Origin of the sequence: Niabella drilacis (assembly GCF_900101395.1) — a bacterium.
Lineage (GTDB): Bacteria > Bacteroidota > Bacteroidia > Chitinophagales > Chitinophagaceae > Niabella > Niabella drilacis.
Genome location: NZ_FMZO01000008.1, coordinates 1 through 23,119, shown reverse-complemented (window position 1 = coordinate 23,119; position 23,119 = coordinate 1). Strand labels below are relative to the sequence as shown.

Here is a 23,119-nt window from a genome sequence, read left to right as displayed (position 1 = left end):
CAATCGATTGCACAAAATTTTGTTTATTTTCGCCCTCTTTAACAAAAACACTAAATATCATGTGCGGAATTGTTGGTTATACCGGTACCAGGGAAGCTTATCCTGTTATTGTTAAAGGCTTAAAAAGACTGGAATACAGAGGCTATGACAGTGCGGGGGTAGCACTGTTAGATAAAGATCAGCTCAAGATCTACAAGAAAAAGGGGAAAGTGGCAGACCTTGAAGAGGCCATCGGAACCAAAAATATTGAGGGTTCAACCGGCATCGGGCATACGCGCTGGGCTACGCACGGGGAACCCAGCGACAGGAATGCGCATCCGCATCTCTCCAAAAGCGGCGCTATTGCCATGATCCACAATGGCATCATAGAAAACTATGCCCAGCTGAAAAACGAGCTTACTAAAAAAGGCTATACGTTCTCCAGCGACACCGATACGGAGGTCCTGCTTAATTTTATTGACGAGATCCGGCAGCAGAACGATTGCTCGCTTGAAGAGGCTGTGCGTGTTGCGCTCAGGCGGGTCACCGGCGCTTATGTGATCCTGCTTATTGAAGCCGGGAACCCGGACACTATTATTGCGGCACGCAAAGGAAGCCCGCTGGTGATCGGGGTCGGGAAGAATGAGCACTTCCTGGGCTCCGATGCCTCTCCCATGCTGGAATATACCAAGGAGGTGGTTTATATCAATGATTATGAACTGGCCATTGTAAAACCCGATCAGCTCATCCTCAAAAACCTGGGTAATGAAAGCATTACCCCTTATGTTCAAAAACTTGACCTGGAGCTGGCCGCTATTGAAAAAGGGGGCTTTGATCATTTTATGTTAAAGGAAATTTTTGAACAGCCCCAGACCATTTTCGATTGCATGCGCGGGCGGCTTCATTCTGCAAGCGGAACCATTACCATGGCCGGCATCCAGCAGTACGCAGAACAGATCATCAATGCCAACCGGATCATTATCATTGCCTGTGGCACCAGCTGGCATGCTGGTTTGGTTGCCGAATACATTTTCGAGGAACTCTGCCGCATTAATGTAGAGGTAGAATATGCCTCAGAATTCCGTTACCGGAACCCCGTTATCAACAAAGGGGATGTGATCCTGGCCGTAAGCCAGAGCGGCGAAACAGCCGATACGCTTGTAGCCATTGAAAAAGCAAAGGAAAAGGGAGCTATCATCCTGGGCGTGGTAAACGTGGTGGGCTCTTCCATAGCAAGGATCAGCCACGGCGGAGCTTATACACATGCCGGCCCCGAGATTGGCGTAGCTTCCACCAAAGCGTTTACCGCGCAGCTGGTAGTGCTAACCATGATGGCCCTTAAGATTGCGTATATCAAAGGCAGTATTGATGGAAACCGGTATAAAAAGCTATTACTGGAATTGGATGCCATTCCTGAAAAAGTGGCCTGGATCCTGAACCATCACGAAAAAATAAAAACGATCGCAGAAAAATACAAAACGGCAAGGGATTTTCTTTACCTCGGCCGGGGCTATAACTTCCCCGTTGCACTGGAAGGAGCCCTGAAGTTAAAGGAGATCTCCTATATCCATGCGGAAGGGTACCCCGCAGCCGAAATGAAACATGGTCCCATTGCCCTTGTTGACGAAGAATTGCCGGTGGTCTTCATCGCCAGTAAAGATTCCTTCCATGAAAAGATCATCAGCAATATGCAGGAGATCAAGGCCCGTAAAGGAAAAGTGATCGGCATTATCACAGAAGGCGATGAAACCAGCAGGGCGCTTTGTGATGATTACATCAGTATCCCTGAGGCCGATGAGATCGTAGCGCCCATGCTGGCCGTGGTTCCGCTGCAGCTGCTCTCCTATTATATCGGTGTTGCAAAAGGATGTAATGTAGATCAGCCCCGGAACCTGGCCAAGAGTGTTACGGTTGAATGACAATTTAGTTCCAGGTTTGATGTTTAAAGTTTCAGGTTCGTTCCTCCCCGGGGTCAGGGACCATACCCGGCGTATCAAACCGCAATCCAACCAGAAACATGAAACGTTGAACCTGATAATGAACCGGAATCAATTTTATTAAAATGCGTAATTACTAGTGGTTTGTGAGGACACAAACCACGGCCCACGCAACGGTCAGTGTCCTCACTGACCGAGAAAAGAAATAATTTTGATGCCGGCTTATTATGAAGCCTCAAACAGCCTGTCATCTAAGTCTAACGTCAAATATCTAATATCTAAATACGCTCATGAACCAGATCAAAAAACACCCGGTAGAAAACCTGGGTTATAACTTTATTCCTTCTGAATTTTTGCCGGAAGGAAAAGATGAATTTTACATCCGCTTTCAGCAAAACCCGGCAACGGATTACCGGCAACTCACCAGGCAGGAGACCGCCATTCTCAAATCCAACGGCAACCGGTCCGACAACTGGTCACAGGTCCTGGTCAGAGAGGGGATCGATATCCTGCTTATTGAAGAATGCACGTTCTTTGGGCTGGTACGCATCGGCCGGCTGGAGCCCTATTTTTTAGAGTTCAGCCAGCTGCGTACGCCTGTAGGTCTTTACCGCAGCCTGATCGTAAGCTGCGATATCGGGAACAATGTAGCTATTAATAATGTCCGTTTATTAAGCCATTATATTATCGAAGACGAAGCCATCCTGATCAATGTTAATGAAATGTCCTGTACCTCTCACAGCAAATTCGGCAACGGCATTGTTAAGGACGGGGAGCCGGAAGACCTGCGGATATGGCTGGAGATCTGCAACGAAAACGCCGGTCGTAAAGTGATCCCCTTTGACGGGATGCTTCCCGGTGACGCCTGGCTCTGGTCTAAATACCGGGCCAGTGAGCCACTGCAGGATGCTTTTAAAGCATTTACCGACCGGCAGTTTGGCACCTACAGGGGAACCTACGGAACCGTTGGCAAAAGAACGGTCATCAAAAATACCCATATTATTAAAGATGTAAAAATAGGCAGTGATGCATATATTAAAGGCGCCAATAAACTAAAGAACCTTACCATTAACTCCAATGAGAATGCCAAATCACAGATCGGTGAAGGCTGTGAAATGGTGAATGGGATCATGGGCGCAGGCAGCCGTGCCTTCTATGGTGTAAAAGCGGTACGTTTTATCCTGGCGCCCTTTTCGCAATTAAAATACGGCGCCCGGCTTATTAATTCCTACCTGGGCGAAAATGCCACCATCTCCTGCTGTGAGGTGCTGAACACCTTGCTGTTTCCCGCGCATGAACAACACCATAACAATTCTTTTTTGTGCGCCTCTTTGGTAATGGGACAAAGCAATATTGCTGCCGGGGCCACGATCGGTTCCAATCATAATTCAAGAGCAGCAGACGGAGAGCTCCAGGCCGGGCGCGGTTTTTGGCCCGGGCTCTGTGTAAGCCTCAAACACAATTCAAAATTTGCCTCCTTTACAATGATCGCCAAGGGCGATTACCCTGCTGAGCTCAACATCCCCATGCCCTTTTGCCTGGTAAGCAATGATGTGCATAACGACCGCCTCCTGGTAATGCCGGGCTACTGGTTTCAATACAATATGTACGCGATCCTGCGTAATGAACGCAAATTTGCCGACCGGGATAAACGCAGGGAAAAAGCGCAGTTGCTGGAGTATGATTTCCTGGCGCCGGATACTGTCAACGAAATGTTCGTGGCCCTGCAGTTGCTGTGCCGGTTTACCGGGCAGGCTTTTTATCAGAAACACGCGCTCATTGGCGGCAGCAGGGAGCATGAGCAAAAAGGGAAAGAACTGCTGGAAAGTAATGCTCCTGTTTTAAAGCAGCTGGAGATACAGGCAAGGGGCTTCGAAAATTCAGGGCGCCCTGTGCACCTTATCAAAGTGCAGGAAGGGTATCTCCTTTACAAAAAAATGATTGCCTACTATGGTACCCGGCTACTGATCGGGTACCTGCAAAAGAACAGCGATAAAAGCATCCGCTCCCTCGCCCTGCTTTTTGCCGGGGCCGGGAGCAGGTCCAACTGGTTAAATGCAGGCGGGCAGCTCATCCCGGAGGAAAATATCAATACATTGATCCGGGATATAGAAAACGGGAGGCTGGAACGGGGGTGGCAGCAGGTACACGCATTTTATGAGCAGCAGGCCCTGCTGTACCCGGATCAGAAACTGCAGCACGGCCTGGCGGCACTGATGGAAACCGGGAATTTCCGGCCGGATATGGCGAGCCTTCCATTGCTCAGGGAGCTGCTCCTCAATGCCATTGACACGAAGCAATGGATGGCACAATCCGTTTATGCCTCCAAAGCCAAAGACTATGAAAATCCTTTCCGGAAAATGGTCTATGATTCTACCGGGGAAATGGAAGCGGTTGTAGGAAAATTAAAGGATAACCCCTTCATCAATGAACAGCTAAAAGAAGCCGAAGCTTTTGAAAGCAATATTCAGGAACTCATCGGGGCGTTAAAAGAGTGAAAGCGGAGGATCAAGCCGGAACATTGATTATCAAAAACAGGTCTGACATGAAACGTTAAACCTGGAAGTTAAACCTGGAAACTGCCAATAGCCTGGAAAAGTGAGCCGTGCGTCAATCTATTCCGTTGCCGCCACCGCCGCCTGCCCGTACATCTGGTTTTTATATTTGAGAGAAGGAGAAGAAATGAACGGACCAATCCCCAGGGAACCCCATTTTTCATCTACTACCTTAATAGTTGCATCATCGGCTACAATGATATTGGGCCAGTCCCGCTGAAAATTATCAAACGCTTTTGTTTTGATGGTTCCGTCCAGCCCCATACATTGATACCCATCCTTTGCCGTAGGCGCCAGCAGGTGATCCCGCACAGGATCCAGGTTATTACAGAAACGCCAGAGCGCCAGCGCCAGGTCCGATGCATTGACCGTATGCTCTACATACAGGATCATTTTGATCAGCTCCATGCCCGGCAGGGCTGCTACCTCCCGGTGCAGCTCCTTTATATGGCCTTTACGATCTTTTTTTACAGAAACGACCAGGCAGGGGATCTGTTCCTTCGGCAATGCATCATTTACACCGGTGATCTCCCGGAAACGGCCGGTGAGCAGCCCGGCAAAATCCACTCCGGTTTCTCCCATCAGTGGCAGGTAATCATCCGCCGTTTCTTCTTCAAACTTTAGTGTGCCATCAATACACATTTTCCCGCCAAAGCCCATTTTGCTGCAGCTATGATCCAGCACATCCATGGGGCCCTGGCTGAAAGACACATCGGTTGCAGGGTTCAGGTTCTTAAAGATTTCCCGGGCACAGGCTTTATAGTCGCCCAGCTTTAGCGCGCTGCCGTCCGCTGTTTGCGAAACCAGCACCAGGATCTTGTTAAACATCATCTGTCCTGCGCCCCACATGGCATTCATCACCTTTTGTCCCTGGCCCGCATAGTCTTTGCGGATCTTTGTAATAACCAGGTTATGAAAAACGCCCTCCACAGGCATTTCCATGTCTTCAATTTCCGGCACAAGGGTCATTTTAATAGGCGCCAGGAAAATGCGTTCCGTGGCTTTACCCAGCCAGGCATCTTCCTGTGGCGGAATGCCCACAATTGTTGCGGGGTACACCGGGTTCTTCTTATGCGTGATGGCTGTGATATGAAATTTCGGATACCAGTCCGGCAGCGAGTAATAGCCGGTATGATCTCCAAAAGGGCCCTCCCAAAGCATCTCATCGTTGGGGTCCACATAACCTTCGATCACAAAATCCGCGTCTGCAGGCACTTCTATTTCCGGTTGGGTAATGCATTTTACCAGCTCCACTTTTTTCTTTCTCAGGAAACCCGCCAGCATATATTCATCCACATTTTCCGGCAAAGGAGCCGTGGCGGAATAGGCATAAACAGGATCACCACCCAGCGCTACCGCTACCGGCATTTTTTTATCCAGCTTCTTATATTCATTAAAATGTTTGGCCGATACCTTATGCTTATGCCAGTGCATGGCGGTAAGCTGCGGACCAAATACCTGCATGCGGTACATACCTACATTCCGGATATGATTATTGGGATCTTTTGTATTGATAATGGGCAATGTAATAAACGGCCCGCCATCCTGCGGCCAGCAGGTGATCACGGGTAGTTTGGTAATATCCGGAGGTCCACCCCATTCTCCTCCTGAAGGAAGGGGCTTTTCCGTATATACTACTTCCTGACAGGCACCCCGCCCCTTTTTCACCTTCGGCATCCAGGAAGCAAATTCGCCAAGCTTCGGCAACAGCTTCAGCTTTTCTATGATCCCTTCTTTAGGCGCCGATAATAATTTGAACAGGTTTTCAATATCCCGTGCCACATCATCCAGTTCATTTACACCCAATGCCAGGCACATCCGCTTTTCACTTCCGTATGCATTCATCAGCACCGGAAAATCATACCCCGTATTTTCAAACAAAATGGCTTTTCCTCCCCCCGGTTCCTTGCTCATACGGTCGGTAATTTCCGCCATTTCCAGCTTTGGGTCTACATATGCCTTTACCCGCACCAGTTCACCCGCCTTTTCTATTGCTTCAATAAATTCCTGTTGATTTTTATATGCCATTGGTTATTTGAGATATCAGATTTGAGAATTGAGAATTGAGAACTGAGCTATCAGATCAGCCTTTAACTTTCAGGTACCAGGGGCCAAAGATTCAATGGACTCCGGGGAGGCACTGTTAAGATGCGGGACACTCCTTCCGGGAATACTTTACACCCCGGTAACCCGGAACCTGAAGCTTGAAACATCACCCCTTAAACAATCCCGTATATTCGATCCCCAATCCCGGTTTATTGTTATAAATAAGTTTGCCATAATCATATCCCAGCCCGGTTGCCACATCTTCTTCCAGCAGCAATGGGCCGTCTACATCTACGTGATCAATGAACGGGGCCAGGTGCGCTACCGCAGCGGACCCTACCGTGCTTTCATTCATACAACCCACCATGATCCTGAGTCCTTTTTTCCTTGCATCTTTTATCATACGCAATGCCGGCGTAATGCCGCTGCACTTTGTGAGCTTGATATTGATCCCATGAAAATGCCCCACGCATTTTTCAACATCCTGTTCAAAAACGCAGGCTTCATCTGCATACAGCGGCAGGGAGGAACGTTCATACAAAACACGCATATCTTCCCAGTTATCCTTAGCCAGCGGCTGCTCCACATACTCCACCCCCAGGGCCTCCAGCTCGGGAATCAGCTTCAAGGCGGTCTCCAGGTCCCAACCCGCATTCGCATCCACCCGGAAAGGCACATCGGTAACACTCCGCAAAGCTTTTACAACAGCCAGGTCATCGGGTGTACCTACTTTTACCTTGTATACCGGCCAGGGGCGTTCTTTCAGCTTGGCTGCCATTTTACCGGGAGTATCAATGCCAATCGTAAAATCAGTCAATGGGCTGTCCGCAGGGTTGCCCTTCCAAAGAGCATACAACGGCTTACCAGACAACTTGCCCCACAGATCCCAGGCGGCCATATCCAGCGCACAGACCAGGAATGGGTTCGCGGGCAGCAAATGATGCAGGAAGTGCCAGTAGCGCTCCGGCTCCGTAAAAGCAAAGCGCTCGATCATCAGTTTCTTTGCTTCCAGGTCCTTAATCATATCCTCCACAGATATATGGTAATAGGTGATCGCAGGGGCTTCACCATATCCCTTTATACCAAAATGTTCCAGCTCCACGATCAATGTGGGCTGGTGTGTTTTTGTTCCTTTAGATATCGTAAAAGGATGCCTGAATTTTAAATTGAATGGGTAATAATTACACTTCACGCTTCACTTGCCGGTGTTCCCCCGGCCGGGTTTTGGCAAATGTAAGACAAAGGAGCTGAATCGCTGCCTCCCCCTGCAGCGCAAACGCAGCTGATTGCAGCATTGATCCGCTCCGCAGGAGCTTTGCGTTTATAGCAAACGGGCCGGTTGCAGCAACCAGGCTCCCCGGGGACCTCGCGTCTATTTGCCCCGGATAATGTTACGCGGCTCCTGCAGGAGCCGGGGGTTCTCTTGAATACCTAGCTACAAACAAGGGGCGCTTACAGCGCCTGATCCTGTTCCTGCTTCCGGGGCACGGCTCTTCACCGATCTCCCCTGTAAATACCAGGAGCTACATCAGCAACAGTACCTGGCAGCAATGATATGGCCTATTGAAGCAGCCTATATAAAAGATAAAGGGCGCATTAATATGGCCGATTGCAGGTGGGTCTGCCGCCGGTCCTCCGATATCCCGAACCCCGAAAAAAGTTGCGGAAAGCCACTATAAAGCGATAGCTTTTTTGTAAATTTAAGGAGACAAAACGGCGGATTATGAAAAAGCTTCTGGTTATTACCGATTTTTCTGACGCAGCCGGCCATGCGGTGGATTATGCCTGCAACCTGGCTAACCGGCTGAATGCAGAACAGTTTTTTATATTGAACACTTATGAAAGCGTGCCCATCTATGATTCGGGAGAAGCGGGATCCCTGGCGTTAAGCATGCAGGAGGCCGACGCGTTGGAAGAAGGGCGGAAAGAGGAGCTGCATTTACTTAAAGACCGGATCCGCAGCCTGCTGGCCACCACCACGAAACTGACCACTTTGGTCGTCAATGATGCCCTGGCACCGGCTGTGAACCAGGTCTGCGATGACGAAGATATTGACCTGGTCATTATGGGTTTTAAGCCGAAGGATGAGCTGGAGACCTTTCTTGTAGGCGATAATGTGCAACGGGGAGTAGACAAGATCCGCTACCCGGTACTGCTTGTACCCAGGCATGCGCCTATTGCTATCCCGGACAATATTGTGCTCGCATCCGATTTTAAGGAATCGCTCAGCAAATCGATCCGGGTAAAGCTGCATAAATTCCTGGAGCGGTTCAATGCACGGGTAACAGCAGTGCACCGCTGTATGAAAAACGAGCTGAACGAAAGAGAATCCAGGCTGGCGAATGAGCTGCAACTGGAACTGCAGGATTATCATTTTCGGCTGCACCTGGCCAGCAACGTGGAGGACCTGCCAACAGCGGTGCGGGCACTTGCCAAAGAAGACAATGCATCCCTGGTCATCTCCATCCATAAAATGCGCAGCTTTCTTGCCGGCCTGTTCCATAAAAGCATCACCAAGAACCTTGCCTGGCGCAGCGAGGTACCGGTGTTGGTGTTGCATATGGAGTGACGCTTTTAATTTGACGTTTGAGCCGTTGTTACCTGATCGGCCTTCTTTGGTTTCACGTTAGAGCGTGTTTCACTTCTCACTGATCACTCTTTTGTTTGAAGTTTGATGTCAGATCCGTTTGCTGGCCTCATGTCCTATCGACTATTGACCATTAACCATTGACTATTTCCTACTTTACATTCCTGAAGGGATATCATCATCCGGCAGCAGGTCCAGCTCGGCCAGGTACTTACCGGGGATCTGTTTGCTGACCTTTGCTTCCAGGTTCCGGATGCGCTCAAACCGGCCAATGATGGTATTGCCTTTTTTAGTGCCCTCCTTCAGATGATTCATAGCATCGCGGTGCGCCCTGGATGCCTGGCTTAACGCGCCCTCCACCCGCTCCATCTCTTCCAGGAAGAGTACAAACTTATTATATAACTCCCCGCACTGGCGGAAGATCTCCTCCACGTTCTTTACCTGGTTCTCTTTCTGCCAGAGCAGCTTCACCACTTTTAAGGTAGCCACCAGTGTTGTTGGGGTAATAAGGACGATCTTTTTCTTCAGCGCCTGGTTAAACAGGTCGGGTGCCTGGTTCAATGCCAATGTAAGCGCCGGTTCTACCGGCATGAAGAGGAAAACATAGTCCGGAGTGTTGAGCCCGGCCAGCGATTGATAATTCTTATCTGCCAGCTTTTCGATGTGATCCGTAACGCTGCGGATATGCAGCCGGAGCTGTTCCTGTTTGGTCTTCAGATCAGCAGCATTAAAGTAGTTGACATAAGCCGTTAATGAAACCTTGCTGTCAATAATAATATGCTTGCCATTGGGTAGCTTCAGCACAAAATCGGGGCGCCGGATATTGTCTTCCGCCGCATCCCGGTATACTTCCTCCCGGGTAAAATCAATATATTTCTGCAGCCCCTCAGCCTCCAGGATCATATTCAGCCGGTCTTCGCCCCAATTACCCTGCATCTTCACCTCTGCTTTTAATGCAGTAGCCAGGTTCCGCGCATCATCTCCCAGTTGCACATTCAACTGCTGTAAGCGCTCTATTTCCTTTTTCAGAGAGGTAAACTCCTGTATGTCTTCTTTCCGGGTAGCTTCTACTTTCTCCCGGAACTGGTCCAGGTTGGTCTTCAGCGGTTCCAGGATCGTATTCAGCTCCTTTTTATTTTCATCCAGGAAGGTTTTCTTTTTCTCTTCCAGTACATCCGCAGCCAGTGTTTTAAACCGTTCATGCGAGAACTGGTGCAGCTTCTCCAGCTCCGCCGCAAACAGTTCCAGCTTCTCCTTCAGCGCATCTTCCTTTTCCTTCATCGCTACCAGTTCATTACTCAGCTGCAGAAGCCGCTGGTCGCGCTCCTCTACCTCTGCTCTGGAAAACTTCTGCTCCGATTCCCGGGTCAGTCTCAAAAGCTCTTTCTGCTGTTGCTGCGCCGCCCATTTTTCATCTTTTAATTCCTCCTGTAGTGTATGGATATGCTCCTGCAGCAGTTCACCAGCTTCGCGGGCGATATATTGCTGCTGTACTTCCGCCCGTGATAAGCGGGAGGCGTTTGACTGCTCCAGCAAACTGATCTTTTTCTGTAATGCCTCCGCTGCGGAACTGGGTACAGAAGCCGTTGCCAGCAGTTTTCGCGCAACCAGGTAGCCGATTGCAACACCAATGATGATTCCAAGGAGCAGGTATAAACTTTCCATAGTCAGATCCGTTCAATTAATAAATCCCATCTTTACCATTCCGCTACAAAAGTTCATCTTTTTTCTGAGATTCCGGCATCAAAAGGCAAATTCACCGCAGCGCCGGTTTTCGGGCAGGATCCACGGCGCTGATGCACCGGGGGCAGATCTACCGCGCCCGGAGCGGGTGCTGCAGATAGATGATCACCAGGTTCAATACAAGAAAAGGTAACTCGATCAATGCCCCCCGGATGTTGCCATCGGTCAGCTGAATACAGGCAACCAGCAGTATACCTGCTGCCATGATGAAATTTCCCCATAGAAACGTTTTTGGAAAAAGGATCAGCAGGGCAGCCAGTATTGTAATAGCCCCATTGATCTTTACCCCGGCGGTCCCCAGGCCGCCTTTGGCAAAAAGTTCCAGCATTTCCGTTTTGGCATTCAACATGGCAAGCCCCTGTTTAATGCCCATCAATACGGCTGTCAGTATCAGGACTGTGTTAATAATTTTCAGCATCATGGTATATTATTTAAGGTATTGCCAAAGAAATGCCCCCGTCTAAATTACGATATCGGTTTTAGAATCCCGCGTACCCGGCTTTGGCACCCAGGCTGCCGGGGCATACAAAGAAAGAGCAGGCACCCGTTATTTTGCCTGCTCCTTTTTTATTACAGGAGAAGTCCTGTTAGCGCGTGGTATATCCCCCGTTGGCAAAGATGGTTTGCCCGGTGATCCACCAGCCATCGGTCACCAGGAATTCAACAAGCGGAGCAATATCCCTGATATCCGTTAATCCGCCCAGGGCAGAAGCCGATTGATGATAGGCTACGGCCTCCGGGGATTCCTGGCCATAGAAAAACGGGGTGTCCATCGGTCCCGGAGCAACGGCTGTAACGGAAATCCCTCTTCCGCCAAATTCTTTAGAGGCCATTCTTGTAAAATGCTCTACCGGTGCCTTGGCCCCGGCATAGGTAGAATACAAGCCGGTATATGCTGCCAGCAGGGAAGTAACAATGGTGCAGATCTTTCCATGGTCCCTTAATTTCTTACCGGCCTCCCGGATAAAGAAATAAGCCACTTTAGAGTTAATGCTGAACATTGCATCATACTCGGCTTCGGTGGTATCCACAAAGGGCTTTTTCAATACCATTCCTACGGTGTTAATGGCAATATCAATACCGCCGAACCGGGTAATTGCTTCATCAAAAAACCGGGTGATGTTTTCCACTTTGGTCAGGTCTCCCTGGAATAAGAACGCTTCGGCGCCGGTGGCCTGCACTTCGGCCAGCGTTTTTTCGCTGTCTGCCTTTGAATGCTCACTGTTGTAATGGATCGCCAGTTTTGCTCCCTGCGCAGCAAAATCCCGGCTGAGCAAGCCACCCAGGTTTTTACCACCGCCCGCGATCAATACTACTTTTCCTTTCAGATCTTTTTGTGCCATATGGTTGTTTTTTATTAAAAATTATTCAACAACCAAAGGTCTGTAACCCGGCCGCTACGTTTATGGTGAACTTTTCGGTTTTTTACCCGCCAGTGCCATTTGCCGAGGCAAGCCGGTAAGCGCCGGGCGTCCTTCCTGTAAATTTCCGAAAGAACTTTGAAAAATTAGACGGGTCATAGGTCAGTTTCAGCGCGATCGCAGCCACCGGCCAATCTGTTTCTTTCAGCATTTGCTGCGCACGCTCGATGATCTTCAGATCATAGAAATAACAGGGATGGTTCCCCGTGGCTTTCTGAACCGTATCCGTAAGGTGCTGGTGCGAAACAAAAAGCCGCGCAGCGATCTCCGAAAGCGGCATCATTTCAGCGGCATCTCCGTTCACCACATCTTCGAGGTGCTGATCTAGCAGCTGCAGGTACTGTTCAGTAATTTCATCGCTGCGCCGGGCAGCATTTTGTTTTTTTTGTCTCATATGATCAGGGGTCTTTCCTGGTTCTAAAATGTTGCACGCTCCGTTTCAGTATAAAGTTTCCGGGTTGGCCCCTTTTTTATATCCGTTGATCCCATTTTTACAACCGGGGCACATCCGTTGCTTTAATATTGCTGCCATAAAACAGAGCTTCATGCGTATAAAGATAATTTTAATATCGCTGCTTGCCGGAGCTGTTTCGTGTGGCAGCCATAACAGCACACGCGTCTCCGTAACTGACCGCAACGGTGCGCTCCGCATCCAGGTTCAAATTCAAAAGGGCTGGCGCAACGTTGTAAACTATGACAGGAGCTTTCCCAATGCCGGAATGAACAAAGAACAGCGGGATGTATTGGTGCGTCATATACTGGATTCATTGAAACAGGAATAAGAGCAGGCTTCAGAGGCCCATCCGGCGAAAAAAAGCTTCTTTGTAATGGGTGCCAATGGGGACCTCGCTCTTTTGAATAAGGATACGGTTGCCTTCAATACCGGAGATCTTGCGTTTATTGATGATATAGGAACGGTGTACCCTGGCAAACAGTGCATCCGGCAACATATTTTCCAGCAACTTCAGATGAAGCCCCACCAGCAGTGTCCTGTCCTCCAGAAAGATCTTTGTAAAGTCGCGCTGTGCTTCAAAATAAAGCAATTCATCAAAGTTGAGCCTTATATGCCGGTTGTCCATTTTTATGAAGAGGTGATCCGATACAAGGGGTGCAGCAGCCATTGCCTGTTCCTGTATGGTAACCACGGGGCTTGCCAATACCTCCTGCGCCTTTACAACCGCCTGTGTAAAGCGCTCAAAGGTGACAGGCTTTAACAGGTGGCAAGCTGCACCATCAGCTGGTACAGGAAGCCAAAGCTGATGAGCCGGGTAAGCACAGTACCAAGCAGCCCGCGGTGCAGGTAGGTGTAGTATTCCGGTTGCTTTACACGCAGCTCCTCCCAGCAGGAAGCACAGCTATTCAGGATACGGATTTCCCACAACGCATCCATAACAACAAATAATCCAAATAAGACCAGTGACCAGAAAATACCCCGCCGGTATTTTTTGCGTGCAAAAAAACGCGGTACGATCCAGTACATCAGGGGGTAAAAGACAAATGCCGCTCCAACAATTAGCCGCAACGGGTTTAAAAACATTGCCGGGGCAATGATAAGCGCGGGAATCGATACCAGGCCATAGTAGAACTGCAGCAGATAAAACGCTATCCAGAAGAGCGTATGCCGCACTACACGCCGCGTTGTTGCATTCAAAATGCGTTCCTTTAAGACCTGGGGCTTCATCCCGTAAAATTCGCGATTAAAGTTCAGCGGTCAAATTTTATCGACCAACCGGCTCCTGCCGGCAATGAACGGGGTGTGGATGCCGACAAGCAGTTTTAACAGATGTATTTTCCATTGATCCGCCATAATCCACCACTTGCAGGTAGTCAATGAGCACCGGTCGATTTTATTTTCCGCCCTGCGTTTACCCGGTCTATTTTACAGAAAAAACAACAATCATGTTTACATTTTTCAGAGCAGCATATGAAAACCTGGCGCAAACAGGATCCCTTGTAGAAAGTTCTTCGAGGCTGGCCGGCCGGATGACGCGGATCGTTGACTTCAGCCGTTCTGTGCATATCGTGGAACTGGGCGCCGGTACGGGCAGTATCACGCGGCATCTGCTTGACCAGATAAATGCAGTTTCTCGGCTCACCTCGTTTGAGATCAATCCGCAGCTTTTCTACAAACTGCACCTGCTGAAACGGCCGCAGTTTGCTGCTGTTAACGACGATGTTTGCCAGCTGCCGCGGTACATTGCCCCCGAAACGGCCGACTATGTCATTTCGGGCCTTCCGCTGGCCAACCTGAACAGGTCCACAAAGGAGCATATCCTTGAAGCCGTCAAATCCGTATTAAAACCCGGCGGGTTCTATATCCAGTTCCAGTATTCGCTTAACGACAGGGCCCTGCTCCGGCGGAAGTTCCCGTTGGTTCAGCTCGGCTTTGAGCCCATTAATATACCACCCGCTTTTATTTATTATGCACAGCGACAGTAACCCCGCACCGCAAAGGGCCAGGAAACTATTACGCTTTACCTGGGTGCTCCTCATTGCTGCAGCAGTGATCTTTTACCTGTATCACCGGCAGCATTTTACACAGGAAGCGATTGCGGCTTTCCTGCTTCAGTACCGGCAGCAGGTGTGGCTGGTTTATTTCGGCATATGCGTGGCCCGCGGAATATTCCTGCTGCCTTCAACCCCTTTTTTGCTTGCAGGCATGCTGGTGTTCAGGAATACGCCCCTTCTTTTATTCGGGGTATTTATGCTGAGCATTTTTATGGTAGCCGCCTTTATTTATTATACAGCCGGCTGTATGCGGATCACCGGTTCACTGGCCAAACAGGCTCCCCGGCTGGAACGCATACAACGGGGATTGAACAGCAAAAAGGGATTCTGGTTTATCCTGGGCTGGGCATTTATGCCCTTTACCCCAACCGACCTTGTCTGTTATGCTGCGGGACTGCTCCGGATGCGGTTCCTGCGCCTGATACTGCCCCTGTTGCTTGGAGAGGCCCTGATCTGCGCACTCTATATTATCAACAGCAGGCTGATCTTTTCCTGACAGCCCATGCCCGGTTTTTAAAAAGCAGCTTATACGGCAAAACATTGCTAATAGTCCCCTCCCCTTAAAGATCCGTCTGGCCATTATAAAAATACCGATCCGGGGTCCCCCGGCCGGGGTTCAATGCAAACCGATCGAAAATAAGCCGACGGCTACCCGGGCATACCCTCTTCAGGGCTTTACTGCTTACCTTAACGCACAGAAGATCGCCACTGGAACTCCCGTAGCTATCACAACTGATGACCGGCCGCAGATCACTGATTATTTACCCTCAATTTAGATATCTTTACCCTTTTTAAAACCAGCTACAATTACCCGCAAGGCATATGAATAAAAAATCGTTCCTCTTCTTTTTTCTCCTGGTCGCATCAGGTTTTATCGATCCCCTGTATTCCCAAACAAGGATCTTTGCAGCCCCTTCCGGCAACGACCGGAATACAGGGACCCTGCAATCGCCTTTCCGAACGCTTCAGAAAGCACTGTCGGCTGCAGCTTCCGGCAAGGGGGACGTAACCCTATTCCTAAGAGGGGGTACCTATTACCTGGACACCACGGTAGTGCTCCGGGCAGACCAGTTCCGGCCGGCCTCGCTTGCGGTTGTCAATTATAAAAATGAAGTGGTGAACATCAGCGCCGGCAGACAGCTGCAGCTCCGCTGGGAACCTTACCGTAATGGTGTCTATAAAGCAGCAGTACCGCAGGATATGGTCTTTGAGCAGCTTTATGTAGATAACCGGCTGCAGGTGCTGGCCCGTTATCCCAACTATGACACTACCGCCCGTGTTTTTCACGGTACAGCAGCCAATGCCATCAGCCCGGAAAAAGTACGGCAATGGCAAAACCCCGCCGGCGGTTACGTACATGCACTGCATGCACATGAATGGGGAGGGTTCCACTATCTTATCAAGGGGAAAAAGACAGACAGCAGCCTTTTGCTGGAAGGCGGATGGCAAAACAACCGGCCGGCGCCGATGCATAATCAACACCGCTTTGTAGAAAACATCTTTGAAGAGCTGGACGCCCCGGGAGAATGGTTCCTGGACCGCGCCAAAAATGAGCTCTATTACTATCCTGCAAAAGACGTGAACCTGGCCAGTGCAGCAATCGTGGTATCCGTTCTCAAAAACAGCATCGTATTAAAAGGAACTGCGGAAAAGCCCCTGCGCCAGGTAAGCCTTACCGGGCTTAACTTTTTCCATAATGACCGCAGCTTTATGGAAACCCGCGAGCCGCTGGTCCGCAGCGACTGGACCATTTACCGGGGAGGAGCCGTGCTGATGGACGGAACGGAGCGCTGTGCGGTAAAAGATTGCCGTTTCAGGGAGATCGGCGGCAATGCGGTTATGGTCAGCAATTACAATAAAAACGATACCATCAGCGGCTGCCATATCTCATTTATCGGGGCCAATGCCATTAGTTTTATCGGAGATCCCCGGGCACTGCGCTCCCCCTCCTTCCGCTACCAGGATTATACTCCGTACGACCAGCTGGATAAAACGCCCGGGCCCCGTTCCAATAACTATCCCCGGCATTGCATGGTAACCAATAACCTTCTGCATGACCTGGGAAGGATCGAAAAGCAGGCAACAGGAGTACAGATCGAAATGGCAGCAGCCATTACCGTAAGCTATAACAGTATTTACAATACGCCAAGGGCCGGACTCAATATCGGCGACGGCGCCTTTGGAGGGCACCTGCTGGAGCACAATGACGTCTTCAATACAGTGCTCGAAACCGGGGATCACGGTGCTTTTAACTCCTGGGGAAGAGACCGCTACTGGTCTGCCAACCGGCATTATATGGACAGTCTTGTAGCCCTTCATCCCGAACTGATCTTACTGGATGCCCGGCAGCAAACCATCATCCGCAATAACCGGTTCCGCTGTGATCATGGCTGGGATATCGACCTGGATGACGGTTCCTCCAACTATCATATTTACAACAATGTTTGCCTCAACGGGGGTATCAAGCTCAGGGAGGGCTTTTACCGGATCGTGGAAAACAATATTATGATCAATAATTCATTTCACCCGCATGTCTGGTTTAAGAACAGCGGGGATGTATTCAAGCACAATATTGTTATGAAAAAATATGCCCCCATAGAGATCCGGTCCTGGGGCACTGCTGTGGATTCCAATTTCTTTCCGGATGCCGGCGCCCTGGAGCTGGCGCAGGAGAACGGCACGGACCACCATAGCATTGCCGGTAAACCTGCATTCGTAAATCCCTCGGCGGGGAACTACACCATTGCTGCAGGTACGGCTGTGTTCCGGACCGGGTTTCGGAACTTTCCGATGATCTTTGGCGTACAAAAGAGATCCCTCCGCAGCATAGCACAGCAACCACCCATCCCGGTCATCACAGATCCCGGGAGCATCAGCAGGAAATCAGCGATCGCAGGTTTCCTGGGCGGGAAGGTAAAATCTGTTGAAGGTCTTGGAGACCGGTCTGCCTATGGTCTTCCGGATGAAACCGGTGTTATTATCGTTACGGCTCCCGGAAGCAGTTTGCTTGCCCAATCGGGTCTGCAGGAAAAAGATGTGCTGCGCAGCGCGGATGGCAAGCCGGTTAAGGACCTGAAGGACCTGCTGGAGCTATACAGCAGCAGCAACTGGAAAGGGCGTATCCCGGTTACCGTTATCCGCAACCAGCAGCCGCTACAGCTGGAACTGAAAACCAGGTAACCGCAAAAGGGGTTATTTTGTTTATAAACCGGATAAGATATTTGAAGGATAAACCCGTACTTCTTTTTTACTTTACAGCATAAAACAAGCAATTCGTTATGAAGCCCGTCTCCAGCTTTTTCTAAAGCCAGCGCCGGGCTTTTTGTTTAATACAACCCCTGAATTTGTTTCAGTTCAAGCGTCTGTTATACCGGTTTAAGATTAAAACGGTAAACCGGTTCTTTAACTCTTTTTGTAGCGCTCCCGGTTGATGTTAACTTTGACGCGCATGCCATTGCCATGGGAACGGGATTCAACAACAAACCCCCGTTTCATATCCGGGGGTCTGTTGCCTGCAGCCCTGATGGTTGCCGGTGATGTGCAAAACATCATGGAGCATTCATCACCGATACCTCAACTTAAGTGCGCAATAAATGCTCCCGATGCATAAATACGGAAGGCTGACGACTGATATCATATCACAATACATTCTTCAGCTTCAGAACCAGCAGCTCGCCCGGCAATGATCCGGGCTTCAATGCGGAAAGATCGACCCAGCAATCCCTGCCGGTATTCTTTACTTTCACTTCCTTTCCGTTGGCAAGAAGTACCGCCGTTGTATTGGCGGGTACATTCAGATCCTTTATCTGCACCCTGGTCTGGTAATCCGGCAGGATACAAAACAGGTCGCGTCCTTTTTTTGTAAAAAAGAGTTCGATATGTGCGGTGTCCTTCTTTGGAACAACCAGGTTGGCCACACTGTAACCCGCCATATAGCTTTTACCGCTTTTACCGGGAACAGTGCCGCTGCTCCACTGGTAAGGGTGTGCATATGCCCGGGTGCCATAGATCGCATCCCCGTTCAGCTTTAACCAGTTCCCGATCGCTGTAAGCCGCTGCTGCATGATCACCGGGATCCGGCCATCGGCGGTTGGCCCGATATCCAGCAGCAGGTTCCCGCCCCTTGATACAATGTCAACCAGCATCAGGATCAGCTCCCGTTCGGTTTTATAATCGGTCAGCTGCTCTTTGCGGTTATACCCGTAGGAATGCCCGATGCCCTGGCTCTCTTCCCATACCCGGCTGGCATCCATGCCGCCGCCATATTCAGATGTGGTGTAAGTAGCCCCTGTATTATGCTCGCGCGTATTGCTGCCCCACCGGTCATTAACCACCACATCCTTTGCAACGGGCGAATCATTAAACAGCCAGGCCAGCAACTCGGGGCTGTGCCAGGCAGTATCCGGCATATCCCACTCACCATCTGCAAAAATGAGCGACGGCTTGTATTTATTCACCAGATCTTTTAGCTGGGGTAACATATGTTCTGTCACATACTGTTTACGATCCTTTTGCCAAACCGGGTTAAACCACTCATACAGGGAGTAATAGTACCCCATTTTCAGCCCCGCGGCTTTTACAGCTCCGGTAAGATCTCCCAGCAGGTCCCGCTTAGGCGTACCCGTTACTGCATTCCAGGGACGGCCCCAGCTGCGATCGGCTTCCGGGCTGTTCCAGAGACAATATCCCTCATGGTGTTTTGAAGTAAGCACTACATAGCGGGCCCCTGACGCTTTAAAGACATCAGCCCACTGTGCCGGGTCAAACAGCTCAGCCTTAAACATTGGCTCAAACCGGGGATATTGAAACCCCGCGCCATAGTTCTTATCATGAAAGGGCATGAAATTCTTGTTTTTTTCATTCAGCCGGTACCAGTACCATTCGGCATAGCTTTCGCCGCTGTTGGGTATTACGGGGGCATAAGAAGGTACGGCATAAAGGCCCCAGTGAATGAAAATACCGAATTTATCCTGCTGGAACCAGGCCGGGATCCCCCGCTTGTTGAGTGAGGACCAGTTGGGTTCATATCGCTGCGCTGCAATCGTATAGCTTAGCAGGATCATCAGGAGGAGCAGGTTTCTTTTTTTCACGTCTTTTGAGTTTTTATGATTGAAATCGTTTTAACAAATTTAAGCAGCCCGTATCCGGAGTATCACTACAGGGAAGCATCCCGCCGCAGCTTTTTCCGATAGCCTGCCGGGGTCGTTTGCTGTATCTGCTTAAAAAACTTATGAAAATTTGCCGTTGTATTATAGCCGCATTCATAGCAAATGGCAGAGATCGAATGCTGCTCATCATGCAGCAGCTCACAGGCATACCCGATCCGAAGCTCATTCAGGAACCGGGTAAAGGGCTTATTGGTACGGCTTTTGAAAAAGCGGCAAAAGGAATTGGTGGTCATATGGCAAAGATCCGCCACTTCTTTTAACGTGATATCCTTCTTAAAATTTTTTAAAAGGTACTGGTACACTGTGTAAATACGCCCGGCGTCCTTTTCATCATACCGGTTATTATACAGGATGGTGGCCAGCGCATCAAATTCCGTAGAAATCGTCAGCAGATCTACTACTTTCAGGAAATCAATAATTTTTGCGATCCCTTCGGTCTCCGTAATTTTCGACAGCAGCTTGACCACTTTTTTGCGGGTTTCACCATAGATCCACATACCCCGCCGCGATCGCTGGATCATCTGCTTAAAGCCATCCAGCGTTGCTTCATCATCTGTAAGATGGGAAAGAAAATCCGGATCAAAATAGATCGTTGTGGATTTCACAAAATCGATATTGGCATCGCTCCTCCAGATATGCGGCAGGTTAGGCGCCATCAGCACCAGGTCGTTCTTTTTAAAATTAGAAACAGAATCCCCTATGATACGGGTCCCCACACCCTCCTCCACCCATACCAGCTCACATAAATGATGGAAATGAAAGGGGCCGTCGAACCGGGTCTTGGCCGTTTTTTTAACCTGGATCTTCCCGGCCTTTGAAAATATAATATCAACAAACTGTGGTTTCACGCTGTTATCAAAATACTCATTTTTTTTATAATAAAGCTGGCAACAGGGACAGAACAAGACCTCCTGCAGCTGGCTTTTTCAGAAGCTGTTTGAAAATAGATTTTTCCTGCTCCAAAAGAGCTCCCCTGCTGGCCTCCGCGGATCTTTTTTGCACCCGCACGGGTAACTGGCCGGAGGCCGGACGGGGTACCCGCTAATGGACTCTTTTCTGCGTTTACCCCACACTCTCCCCGCCTGCCCGATCATCCGGACAGGGCTGAAAATAACCATTACTACTACTTTTAATATGGATCAAATCTAAACAGCTTCCCAGATCTCCTGCAATTCGTTATCCATTCCGGTTCCAAAAGATCTTGCATCCCCAAAAGTAAATGAACAACAGTTTAGCCGGGTATCATTTCTTACCTTATAACTACACTATTTTATCATTATTCATCAAATACATTACCCTGAATCCCGGAGGTTCCCACCCGGCTGCCGGCGTCGCCAACCGGGGCAGCAGGACAATGGGGAAAGGAGCGTTTGGTATGGGTGCAGCAGAAGTTTTGAACAGGATGATAAAAGACAGGCCGGCTGAAGTACCCGGCCTGTAATATGAGCGCAAAACCGGGTCTCTACTTCCCTGTATGGAGATAAAAAGTCTGGCTTCCGAGCGATCCTTATTGTGGCTCCCCTCCCGGGGAAGGGGCAATGGACAACCGCTCTGTAACAATGCAATATTGCACACCATTAACGATCTCCGTATGCCATACCCAGTCCTTAATATCGAAGAGGCCATACCCTGAAAGCGCCAATTGATTGATCGCATCACCGGTAAAACTAAGCGGCAAATCATGACGAAACCCCGCGCTGACGATCCGGGCTTTATTGTTTTTTATGGGTGGTCTCATATAATTATTTTAAAAGGCTTACTTACCCTTTCTAAAACAAAAGGTTTGCCAAAACCCAAAAACATAACGGAATCAATACACTACGGTGAGCAAGTTTTATTTAAGACCAGCTGATACACAGTGGTTCCTGCTTATTGGCGAGCCAGCTTACGCCCACTGCGCCGGAAAAGGGCAGGCTGAAGACGCTCTGCCCGCCCTTATCAGTATGTAGAAATAAAATGACGCCGGGGATCTTTTTTCCACACTTTTTATTAAAAGCACCCGGAAAATCCCGTTTCCGGCCCGCTTATTGCGGCTAAAAAGCAGAACTGGCGGTCAGGAAAAAGTGCCATCCACCCGGCCGGGGTATTTAGAGAGGAAGGGAGCGAAAAATCCGGCAGGGCGGGTTGTTGCAGCCGGCTTATCAAAGACCCGGAGATCCGGGGCCGGTCTTAATAGCAAAACCCCCAATGTAAAGAATTACCCGGGGGTTGAGTTGCATTATAAACCTATCTTGAGCACAGGAACATTCCATCCTGCGCATACGAATCATTTACGAAACCTGTTACTTATTCAAAATACTGCGGCGTTCTCTTGCAATGTAATTGGAAAATACCGGACGAAACCGCTGCCGGGATCAACGCCTTACTGATACGATACAAAAGTATTTTAAGGATATTTCCTGCACCTGGAAATTCGATGAATCCCCTCTTTTTTTCGGCCAATAGCCCGCAAATCCGCCGGCAGATCCGGGGCTTGCAACAACCGCCGTTCATATAATAACAGCGCCCTATACATATATCCCTCGTTTTCTCCACCTTCTAAATTTTTTTAAAAAAGAAGCCAACTCTTACAATATTTTTTTCCCAACAACGTTCTTAGATAAAGCATATTTTTAAACTAAAGGTTCATATTTAAATAAGATTTTCAATTTTCTCATAAGCAGTTAGTTTTGGTTGCGACCCCTGTTTCCACAGGGGTCTATTCATATGTCCGGTACAAAGCACCCCCTGTTTGCTTTCAGCAGCCGGCCTTCAAATTGTGGCAGCAGGAATGGTTTTTTTAAGCATATGAAAATGGGAACATGAAACTTGAACACCGGGCAAAAACAGGTCAGACGTTGAATCCTTGTCCTGACCGGAATTGCATGTGCGGCATTCGAAGTGGGTTATGACCGGATAGCCGGTGGCGTAACCGCCGGTTCGGTTACAACCGGTTTGCATTGAACCCCACCGGGGTTCAACCCGGATTACGATCAGGAACCACGCGTTGCACGCGCGGTTCATCAGATCAATCCCCTGCGGGGAATACGAGCATGTAGGAATGTGATCATAAGATTGAACACCGGGCAAAACAGACCAGGCGTTGAATCCTTGTCCTGACCGGAATTGCATGCCCGGCATCCCCCAATTGGCCTATGGCCGGATAGCCGGTCGTGCAACCGCCGGTTCGGTTACA

Annotated in this window: 19 protein-coding genes; 8 read left to right on the top strand and 11 right to left on the bottom strand. The window is 49.4% G+C overall.

The window, feature by feature from the left end; translation table 11 throughout:
* Positions 1-59 precede the first annotated feature (59 nt).
* Both glmS and BLS44_RS14625 read left to right on the top strand, forming a co-directional pair.
* Complete coding sequence (gene glmS / locus BLS44_RS14630) at positions 60-1,898, top strand: glutamine--fructose-6-phosphate transaminase (isomerizing) (RefSeq protein ID WP_090390879.1); 1,839 nt, start codon at positions 60-62, stop codon at positions 1,896-1,898.
* Positions 1,899-2,206: 308 nt separating this feature from the next.
* Complete coding sequence (locus tag BLS44_RS14625; protein ID WP_090390877.1) at positions 2,207-4,414, top strand: DUF4954 family protein; 2,208 nt, start codon at positions 2,207-2,209, stop codon at positions 4,412-4,414.
* Between the two features lie 117 nt (positions 4,415-4,531).
* Here BLS44_RS14625 and BLS44_RS14620 read toward each other — a convergent pair whose 3' ends face one another.
* Positions 4,532-6,499, bottom strand: a complete 1,968-nt coding sequence (locus BLS44_RS14620) for a menaquinone biosynthesis decarboxylase (RefSeq protein ID WP_090390875.1) — start codon at positions 6,497-6,499, stop codon at positions 4,532-4,534.
* Between the two features lie 184 nt (positions 6,500-6,683).
* Complete coding sequence (locus BLS44_RS14615) at positions 6,684-7,709, bottom strand: dipeptide epimerase (protein WP_090390873.1); 1,026 nt, start codon at positions 7,707-7,709, stop codon at positions 6,684-6,686.
* A gap of 531 nt (positions 7,710-8,240) precedes the next feature.
* Between BLS44_RS14615 and BLS44_RS14610 the strand changes: the two genes are divergently transcribed.
* Positions 8,241-9,086 (top strand): universal stress protein, encoded by an 846-nt coding sequence (locus BLS44_RS14610; protein WP_090390872.1) that lies wholly within the window; start codon positions 8,241-8,243, stop codon positions 9,084-9,086.
* Positions 9,087-9,260: 174 nt separating this feature from the next.
* On the opposite strand, the gene rmuC is transcribed toward BLS44_RS14610, so the two are convergent.
* The 4 genes from rmuC to BLS44_RS14590 all read right to left on the bottom strand — a co-directional run bounded on the left by rmuC (position 9,261) and on the right by BLS44_RS14590 (position 12,662).
* Positions 9,261-10,769, bottom strand: coding sequence for a DNA recombination protein RmuC (rmuC, locus tag BLS44_RS14605; RefSeq protein ID WP_090390870.1), 1,509 nt, complete (start codon positions 10,767-10,769; stop codon positions 9,261-9,263).
* Between the two features lie 148 nt (positions 10,770-10,917).
* On the bottom strand, positions 10,918-11,268 hold the full coding sequence (locus BLS44_RS14600; RefSeq protein WP_090390869.1) for a hypothetical protein: 351 nt from the start codon (positions 11,266-11,268) through the stop codon (positions 10,918-10,920).
* Positions 11,269-11,434: 166 nt separating this feature from the next.
* Positions 11,435-12,190 (bottom strand): SDR family oxidoreductase, encoded by a 756-nt coding sequence (locus BLS44_RS14595; RefSeq protein ID WP_090390867.1) that lies wholly within the window; start codon positions 12,188-12,190, stop codon positions 11,435-11,437.
* Between the two features lie 82 nt (positions 12,191-12,272).
* Positions 12,273-12,662 carry a helix-turn-helix domain-containing protein gene (locus BLS44_RS14590; protein WP_090390866.1) on the bottom strand — a complete coding sequence of 130 codons (390 nt, stop codon included), beginning with the start codon at positions 12,660-12,662 and terminating at the stop codon, positions 12,273-12,275.
* 151 nt (positions 12,663-12,813) lie between these two features.
* On the opposite strand from BLS44_RS14590, the gene BLS44_RS14585 reads away from it, so the two are divergent.
* Positions 12,814-13,050, top strand: a complete 237-nt coding sequence (locus BLS44_RS14585; RefSeq protein ID WP_143019787.1) for a hypothetical protein — start codon at positions 12,814-12,816, stop codon at positions 13,048-13,050.
* Between the two features lie 9 nt (positions 13,051-13,059).
* On the opposite strand, the gene BLS44_RS14580 is transcribed toward BLS44_RS14585, so the two are convergent.
* Positions 13,060-13,425 (bottom strand): LytR/AlgR family response regulator transcription factor, encoded by a 366-nt coding sequence (locus BLS44_RS14580; RefSeq protein ID WP_090390862.1) that lies wholly within the window; start codon positions 13,423-13,425, stop codon positions 13,060-13,062.
* 53 nt (positions 13,426-13,478) lie between these two features.
* A complete protein-coding gene (locus tag BLS44_RS14575) occupies positions 13,479-13,919 on the bottom strand; it encodes a hypothetical protein (protein WP_143019786.1) in 441 nt (146 codons plus the stop codon).
* A 248-nt stretch (positions 13,920-14,167) separates the two neighbouring features.
* Between BLS44_RS14575 and BLS44_RS14570 the strand changes: the two genes are divergently transcribed.
* The 3 genes from BLS44_RS14570 to BLS44_RS14560 all read left to right on the top strand — a co-directional run bounded on the left by BLS44_RS14570 (position 14,168) and on the right by BLS44_RS14560 (position 17,956).
* Positions 14,168-14,707 (top strand): class I SAM-dependent methyltransferase, encoded by a 540-nt coding sequence (locus tag BLS44_RS14570; RefSeq protein ID WP_176954430.1) that lies wholly within the window; start codon positions 14,168-14,170, stop codon positions 14,705-14,707.
* Positions 14,691-15,272 carry a VTT domain-containing protein gene (locus BLS44_RS14565; RefSeq protein ID WP_090390859.1) on the top strand — a complete coding sequence of 194 codons (582 nt, stop codon included), beginning with the start codon at positions 14,691-14,693 and terminating at the stop codon, positions 15,270-15,272. The genes BLS44_RS14570 and BLS44_RS14565 overlap by 17 nt, the downstream gene beginning before the upstream one ends.
* Before the next feature lie 326 nt (positions 15,273-15,598).
* A complete protein-coding gene (locus tag BLS44_RS14560) occupies positions 15,599-17,956 on the top strand; it encodes a PDZ domain-containing protein (protein ID WP_143019785.1) in 2,358 nt (785 codons plus the stop codon).
* A 458-nt stretch (positions 17,957-18,414) separates the two neighbouring features.
* Here BLS44_RS14560 and BLS44_RS14555 read toward each other — a convergent pair whose 3' ends face one another.
* On the bottom strand, positions 18,415-19,866 hold the full coding sequence (locus BLS44_RS14555; RefSeq protein ID WP_090390857.1) for an alpha-L-fucosidase: 1,452 nt from the start codon (positions 19,864-19,866) through the stop codon (positions 18,415-18,417).
* A gap of 65 nt (positions 19,867-19,931) precedes the next feature.
* Complete coding sequence (locus BLS44_RS14550) at positions 19,932-20,792, bottom strand: AraC family transcriptional regulator (RefSeq protein ID WP_143019784.1); 861 nt, start codon at positions 20,790-20,792, stop codon at positions 19,932-19,934.
* A 371-nt stretch (positions 20,793-21,163) separates the two neighbouring features.
* Here BLS44_RS14550 and BLS44_RS14545 point away from each other — a divergent pair, with 371 nt between their 5' ends.
* Complete coding sequence (locus BLS44_RS14545) at positions 21,164-21,385, top strand: hypothetical protein (protein ID WP_090390853.1); 222 nt, start codon at positions 21,164-21,166, stop codon at positions 21,383-21,385.
* Positions 21,386-21,451: 66 nt separating this feature from the next.
* On the opposite strand, the gene BLS44_RS14540 is transcribed toward BLS44_RS14545, so the two are convergent.
* Entirely contained in the window at positions 21,452-21,682 is a 231-nt protein-coding gene (locus tag BLS44_RS14540; protein WP_090390851.1) for a hypothetical protein, read from the bottom strand.
* Between the last annotated feature and the right edge of the window lie 1,437 nt (positions 21,683-23,119).

What these genes read in the sequence shown, in the direction of transcription:
- BLS44_RS14540 (WP_090390851.1), bottom strand. Translation starts at nt 21,682, where the DNA reads ATGAGACCACCCATAAAAAACAATAAAGCCCGGATCGTCAGCGCGGGG.
- BLS44_RS14600 (WP_090390869.1), bottom strand. Translation starts at nt 11,268, where the DNA reads ATGATGCTGAAAATTATTAACACAGTCCTGATACTGACAGCCGTATTG.
- BLS44_RS14590 (WP_090390866.1), bottom strand. Translation starts at nt 12,662, where the DNA reads ATGAGACAAAAAAAACAAAATGCTGCCCGGCGCAGCGATGAAATTACT.
- BLS44_RS14625 (WP_090390877.1), top strand. Translation starts at nt 2,207, where the DNA reads ATGAACCAGATCAAAAAACACCCGGTAGAAAACCTGGGTTATAACTTT.
- BLS44_RS14620 (WP_090390875.1), bottom strand. Translation starts at nt 6,499, where the DNA reads ATGGCATATAAAAATCAACAGGAATTTATTGAAGCAATAGAAAAGGCG.
- BLS44_RS14570 (WP_176954430.1), top strand. Translation starts at nt 14,168, where the DNA reads ATGTTTACATTTTTCAGAGCAGCATATGAAAACCTGGCGCAAACAGGA.
- glmS (WP_090390879.1), top strand. Translation starts at nt 60, where the DNA reads ATGTGCGGAATTGTTGGTTATACCGGTACCAGGGAAGCTTATCCTGTT.
- BLS44_RS14560 (WP_143019785.1), top strand. Translation starts at nt 15,599, where the DNA reads ATGAATAAAAAATCGTTCCTCTTCTTTTTTCTCCTGGTCGCATCAGGT.
- rmuC (WP_090390870.1), bottom strand. Translation starts at nt 10,769, where the DNA reads ATGGAAAGTTTATACCTGCTCCTTGGAATCATCATTGGTGTTGCAATC.
- BLS44_RS14610 (WP_090390872.1), top strand. Translation starts at nt 8,241, where the DNA reads ATGAAAAAGCTTCTGGTTATTACCGATTTTTCTGACGCAGCCGGCCAT.
- BLS44_RS14585 (WP_143019787.1), top strand. Translation starts at nt 12,814, where the DNA reads ATGCGTATAAAGATAATTTTAATATCGCTGCTTGCCGGAGCTGTTTCG.
- BLS44_RS14595 (WP_090390867.1), bottom strand. Translation starts at nt 12,190, where the DNA reads ATGGCACAAAAAGATCTGAAAGGAAAAGTAGTATTGATCGCGGGCGGT.
- BLS44_RS14565 (WP_090390859.1), top strand. Translation starts at nt 14,691, where the DNA reads ATGCACAGCGACAGTAACCCCGCACCGCAAAGGGCCAGGAAACTATTA.
- BLS44_RS14545 (WP_090390853.1), top strand. Translation starts at nt 21,164, where the DNA reads ATGAACAACAGTTTAGCCGGGTATCATTTCTTACCTTATAACTACACT.